A 5,038-nucleotide genomic window follows, 5' to 3' on the forward strand; every position below is an offset into this window, starting at 1 on the left:
GCCGGCTGCTGGAGGGCATGGCGGACGTCCAGCGGGACACCAGAGCCGAGTCGGGCGCCGTCGCCGGATGCCTGCTCGGCAACCTCGCCCTCGAACTCAGCACCCAGGAGCCGGAGGTCCGCGCCCGGCTGGAGCGGGTCTTCGACGAACAGGTCGGGCTTGTCACCGCCACCCTGCGGGAGGCGGCCGACAGCGGCGCCGTGCCCGCCGAACGCGCCACGCCGGAGACCGCGCGGGCCGTGATCGCCCAGCTCGAAGGACTTGTGCTGTTCGCCAAGCTGAAGAACGACCCCTCGGTGCTGGACGGCCTGTGGCCGCACACGCTGCTGCTCGTCGGCGGCGGCCGCGCGTAGCCGCCGGCGTCTGCCCGAGGACCCGTCACATCCGGCCAATCGGCCGACACCAGGCGCATTTCGCGACGTAACGTGGTCCCATGCCCGAACTCGAGCGACTCCGCCGCGACCACGCCGCCGCCCTGCTCACCTTCGAACGGGAGAACCGCGAGTACTTCGCGGCGACGATCCCCGATCGCGGGGACGACTACTTCGCCGAGTTCGACGCCCGCCACGAGGCGCTGCTCACCGAACAGGACTGCGGGCTCCACCACTTCCACGTGATCGTCACCGGTGACGGCGACATCCTCGGCCGGGTGAACCTCGTCGACGTCACCTCCGAGGGCGCCGACCGCTCGGCCGAGCTGGGATTCCGCATCGCCCGGACCGCCGCCGGCCGCGGCCTCGCCACCCGCGCGGTCCGGCGGGTCTGCGAACTCGCCGCGGAGGAGTACGGGTTGACGTCCCTGCGGGCCGCCGCGACGCTCGACAACGTCGCCTCCCGGACGGTGCTGGAACGCACCGGCTTCACCGCCACCGGTGAGACGACCCTGATGGGCCAGCCCGCGCTGACCTACGTCCGCCCGCTGAAACCGGCGGCCGTCGAACGGTGAGGCGCCTGCCCGTCGGCCGGTGACGCGCGTCCGGTGGCGCCGCTCAGCCCATGGCTCCGGCGGCTCCGGCCGCGCCGCCCAGCGCGCCGGTGGCTCCGCCGACCATTCCCCCCGCGTACCGCGTCGCGCCGGACAGGCCCGTGCCACCGGCGGTGGCCAGGCCGTCGGCGGCGATGTCGGCCATCCCCGGCGCCGGGCCCGCGGCCCGTTCGGCCTCCGCCGCCTGGGCGGCGCCTCCCGCGCCGACCGCGAACGCGGCGGAGGCCGCCGCCACCGCCACCAGTCGGACAACGGACCGGCCGGCGTGACCAGCGTGCATGGCGCTTCTCCTCGGTTCCTCGGTTCCCCGGTTCTCGACGACGGACGCCGACGGACCGCAGCGGACGACCACCAGGTGAACGCCCCGCCCCGCCCCGAGGTCACGCCCGGCGTGCGGCGTGCGGGTCAGGGCCGTACGACGGTCAGGGCCGTGCGACGGTCCCGGCGGTCGCGGGTGCCAGCTCGTCGAACAGGGTGTGGAGGCGGTGGCGGGGCAGGTCTACCAGGCGGGCGTCGAGCAGCGCCGGACGGCCGACGGCCTCCCGGACGGTCTCCCTGGCCTGGTTCTTCGTGGGCCTCGGCGCACCGGTGACGTCGGCGAGCCGGATCAGCCCGTCGCGCCAGACGTTGCCGAGCTTGCCGTGGGCCCGGTGCAGCAGCCAGTGGGCCAGCCACGCCGCGGGGTCGGCGGTGTTGTCGGCGTTGTCGTTGTCGGCGTTGTCGGCGTTGTCGGTGCTGTCGGCGCCGGACCCGGCGGGGACGGCGGTCGCCTCGACGAGGGCGTGGGCGCGGTCGGGCACGTTGCGGCGGAAGCGGAGCTGGTACTTGGCGCCGAGCAGCGCGCGCAGCGCCTGCTGCGAGGACTCGTCGGCGATGTCCGGATGGTTGTTGGGCACGACCACGACCACCTGCGCCGCGTTGGTCGACAGCAGCACCCGCGGCAGCCAACTCCCCGGGTCCTCGGCGAGGTTGACCGCCACCGCGAAGCGTCCGCGCCGGGTGTGCGCGGGGGGCAGTCCGCCGCCGAGCAGGGTGCCCACGCCGAGTCGTCCCTTGACGTCGCCGGCGCCGTCCGGCCAGCCGGGGCCGACAAGCGCGCTGACCGGGTGGGCGGCGGTGTCGAGGACCCGCCGGGCGGCGTCCTCGTCGAGCGCGGTGGCGCCGGCGGCCTCCAACGAGCGGGCGCCGTGGGTGTAGATGTTCCCGGCCGCCTCCCGCACGGCGTGGTCCAGGACCCGCCAGGTCTTCGCGGTGGGCCGGCAGACGTACCAGTCGGCGGCGCTGCCGACGGCCTGCGCGCCGTGGTAGCGGTTGAAGTGCGGCCAGATCGCCTCGTACGCCAGGTGGAGACCCTGCACGGCCTGCTGGCTCTTCAGGCCGAGGGCGGGCTGGCGGGAGCTGAACCCGTAGGCCATGACCAGCCGGCCGTGTTCCCGGTCCCGCAGGCCCTCGGCGCCGCGGGCGAGGAAGAGCCGCAGCCCGTCGGGGGTGTAGGGCGGGTCCGTGACGACGAGGTCCGCGCTGCCGGCGACCGACGGCGGCAGACCGAGCCGCAGGTCGGTGTGGAGGCAGCGCACGTCGAGGCCGAGCCCGTCGGCGGCGGTGTCGACGAACTCGAGGATCCGGTCGTCGATGTCCACGACGGTGACGGCGGTTTCGGGCCGCAGGCAGGCGGTGGCCAGCGAGGTCAGGTCGTGGTCGCCGACGCACAGCAGGCGGGCGCCGGCGAGGTCGAAGGTCGCGTCCAGCCACAGGGCGCGGCGTACGACGGTCTCGGCCGTGGCGGAGACGTGGTCGAGGTCGCGGTCGGCGCCCGGGGCGGCGCTGATGAGGCCGGCGATCCGTTCGACGAGCGGGGCCTGTTCGGCGAGCCGGGCGGCGAGCGGGTCGGTCAGGGCGGTCGCCGCGAGCTGGTCGAGGCGGAACCGCTCCCGGTAGGCGGCGGCCCGCTCGGGGCGCAGGGTGTGCCCGTCGCCGTCGCCGTCCCCGGCCAGGTCGGCGCCGAGCGCGTCGAGCATCTCCTCGACGGTCCGCCGGGGCAGGGCGGTGACGCGGACGAGTGAGGCGAGGTCGTGCGCCCTCTGCTCGCCGCGGGCGCCGTCCAGCGTGACGAGCAGCTCGCGCAGCGGCCTGGCGTGGGCGCCGTACGCCGCCACGAGGGCGGCGACCCGCTCGATCGGCGGCTGGTCGGTGAGCTGGGAGGATTCTGCGGCGGTCACCCGGCCACAGTAGCCCAGCGCCCGGGCCGCCCGGCGGGGGTCAGCCCTCGTCGCGGCCCTCGAAGGCGGCGTTCACGGCACCCACCAGCACCTTGGCGGCGACACCGACGATCAGCAGCCCGAGGGCCATCTGGGCCATGACCACGGCTCTGGCCGGCTGGGTGACGGCGGTGATGTCGCCGAAGCCGACGGTGGCGAAGGTGGTGAGGGTGAAGTACAGGGCGTCGGTGCGGGTCAGCGGCTCGGTGAAGGCGTCCGGGTCGGCGTCGGCGAGCAGGAAGTAGCCGGCGGCGAACAGCAGCAGGAAGAGCGTGACCACGGCGGTGAACGCCTGGACGGCCCGCAGCCTGGGGCGTGCGGCGTACCTGACGGCCCGGACCTCCCAGACGAAAAGCGCTGTCACCCCGGCCAGTCCGAGCAGCAGCGCCACGGCCACGTTGCCGCGGAAGTCCTCGTCGAGCGGCAGCAGGTAGTAGCCCAGCAGCAGGACGACGGCGATGGCCAGCGGGCGCAGCGCGGCGCTGAGGGTGACGCGGGGCGGGCTTGGGCGGTGCTCTTCGGCCACCTGGGCAGCCTGCCGGGTGGGACGGCCGGGCGCGAGCACCGGCGCGCCGATGTCGCGTGGCGATCATGGAGGCGGCGGCGCACGATGGTCTGGACCGTCACCGCTGGACGGCGCCGGGTGACCGCCCGGCCGTCCCGCCCCACGGGAATCGAGGTTCGGAGATGACCTCCAAGACCGACGCCCACCACGAGACCACCACCGCCGATGCCTTCGCCGGCGGTGTGGTGCTGTTCGCCGCCGTGATGCTGCTGATCACCGGCGTCTTCGACATCCTTCGCGGGGTCATGGCCATCGCCGGCGACGACGTCTTCGTCGTGGCCCCGGAGTACGTGTTCGAGATGGACCTGACGGGTTGGGGCTGGGTCCACCTGGTGCTGGGAGTCCTCGCGGTGCTCATCTCCTTCGGGTTGATGAAGCTGTCGCTGTGGGCCCGGATGGCGGGGGTCGCCATCGCCTCGCTGATCATCGTGGCGAACTTCCTGTCGCTGCCGTACTACCCGATCTGGGCCCTGGTCTCGATCGCGTTCGGCGCGCTGGTGATCTGGGGCCTGGCGACGGCCCATCCGGACTCGCTCACCGGCTGACACCGGCTGACGAGACCGACTGACACCACCCGCCGCCCGGCGGGGCGCCGCCCGGCTCACCCGAACGGGCAGGTTAGGGACGGCGGTCGGCGGGGCAGGGGGACAGCCGACCGGCCCCGGGCGAGCCTGCCCGGGGCGCCGCCGCGCGGAAGGGGACCCGATGCCGCCCACGGAACGCCTGGTGATCGTCGGCGGCGACGCGGCGGGCATGTCGGCCGCCGCGCAGGCCCGGCGGCTACGGGGCCCCGACGAGCTGGAGATCGTCGCCTTCGAACGCGGCGCGCACACCTCGTACTCCGCGTGCGGCATCCCGTACTGGATCTCGGACACCGTTCCCGGTCCGGACGCGCTGGTGGCCAGGAGCCCTGAGGAGCACCGGTCGCGGGGCATCGACGTGCGGACGCGCACCGAGGTCGTCGAACTCGACCTGGCCGGCCGCCGGGTGCGCGCCCGCGCCACGGAAGGGCCGGAAGGCGGCGGGGAGCGGGAGTCCTGGACCTCCTACGACCGGCTGGTGCTGGCCACCGGCGCCCGGCCGGTCCGCCCCGAGGTGCCCGGCGCCGACGCTCCCGGCGTGCACTGCGTGCAGACGCTCGGCGACGGCGAGGCGCTGCTGCGCACCCTCGCCGAGGTGGAGCGCCGCCGCGGGCCCCGGCACGCGGTGGTCGTCGGCGCCGGCTACATC

Annotated in this window: 7 protein-coding genes; 4 read left to right on the plus strand and 3 right to left on the minus strand. The window is 74.9% G+C overall.

Features of this window, described 5'->3' with window-relative positions; all coding sequences use genetic code 11:
• A partial coding sequence (locus GL263_RS21235) for a TetR family transcriptional regulator C-terminal domain-containing protein (RefSeq protein ID WP_182857336.1) occupies positions 1-353 on the plus strand: 353 nt, incomplete at its 5' end.
• Positions 354-433: 80 nt separating this feature from the next.
• Positions 434-946: a GNAT family N-acetyltransferase gene (locus GL263_RS21240; RefSeq protein ID WP_182857337.1), complete on the plus strand. Its 513-nt coding sequence runs from the start codon at positions 434-436 to the stop codon at positions 944-946.
• Between the two features lie 43 nt (positions 947-989).
• Here the strand turns inward: GL263_RS21240 and GL263_RS29100 are convergent, their stop codons facing one another.
• The 3 genes from GL263_RS29100 to GL263_RS21255 form a co-directional block, all read right to left on the minus strand.
• A complete protein-coding gene (locus tag GL263_RS29100) occupies positions 990-1,265 on the minus strand; it encodes a hypothetical protein (RefSeq protein WP_182857338.1) in 276 nt (91 codons plus the stop codon).
• Positions 1,266-1,407: 142 nt separating this feature from the next.
• On the minus strand, positions 1,408-3,204 hold the full coding sequence (locus tag GL263_RS21250; RefSeq protein WP_182857339.1) for a bis-aminopropyl spermidine synthase family protein: 1,797 nt from the start codon (positions 3,202-3,204) through the stop codon (positions 1,408-1,410).
• A 40-nt stretch (positions 3,205-3,244) separates the two neighbouring features.
• A complete protein-coding gene (locus GL263_RS21255) occupies positions 3,245-3,769 on the minus strand; it encodes a potassium channel family protein (RefSeq protein ID WP_323379505.1) in 525 nt (174 codons plus the stop codon).
• Between the two features lie 161 nt (positions 3,770-3,930).
• Between GL263_RS21255 and GL263_RS21260 the strand changes: the two genes are divergently transcribed.
• Positions 3,931-4,353, plus strand: a complete 423-nt coding sequence (locus GL263_RS21260) for a DUF7144 family membrane protein (RefSeq protein WP_182857340.1) — start codon at positions 3,931-3,933, stop codon at positions 4,351-4,353.
• Positions 4,354-4,513: 160 nt separating this feature from the next.
• Positions 4,514-5,038, plus strand: a 525-nt coding sequence (locus GL263_RS21265; RefSeq protein ID WP_182857341.1) for an NAD(P)/FAD-dependent oxidoreductase, incomplete at its 3' end; no start/stop codon positions are given.

Origin of the sequence: Streptomyces durbertensis, from assembly GCF_014156695.1 — a bacterium.
GTDB classification, from domain to species: Bacteria; Actinomycetota; Actinomycetes; order Streptomycetales; family Streptomycetaceae; genus Streptomyces; species Streptomyces durbertensis.

Bases quoted from the DNA above. Each gene is read 5' to 3' on its own strand.
- GL263_RS21260 (WP_182857340.1), top strand. From the start codon at position 3,931: ATGACCTCCAAGACCGACGCCCACCACGAGACCACCACCGCCGATGCC.
- GL263_RS21240 (WP_182857337.1), top strand. From the start codon at position 434: ATGCCCGAACTCGAGCGACTCCGCCGCGACCACGCCGCCGCCCTGCTC.
- GL263_RS29100 (WP_182857338.1), bottom strand. From the start codon at position 1,265: ATGCACGCTGGTCACGCCGGCCGGTCCGTTGTCCGACTGGTGGCGGTG.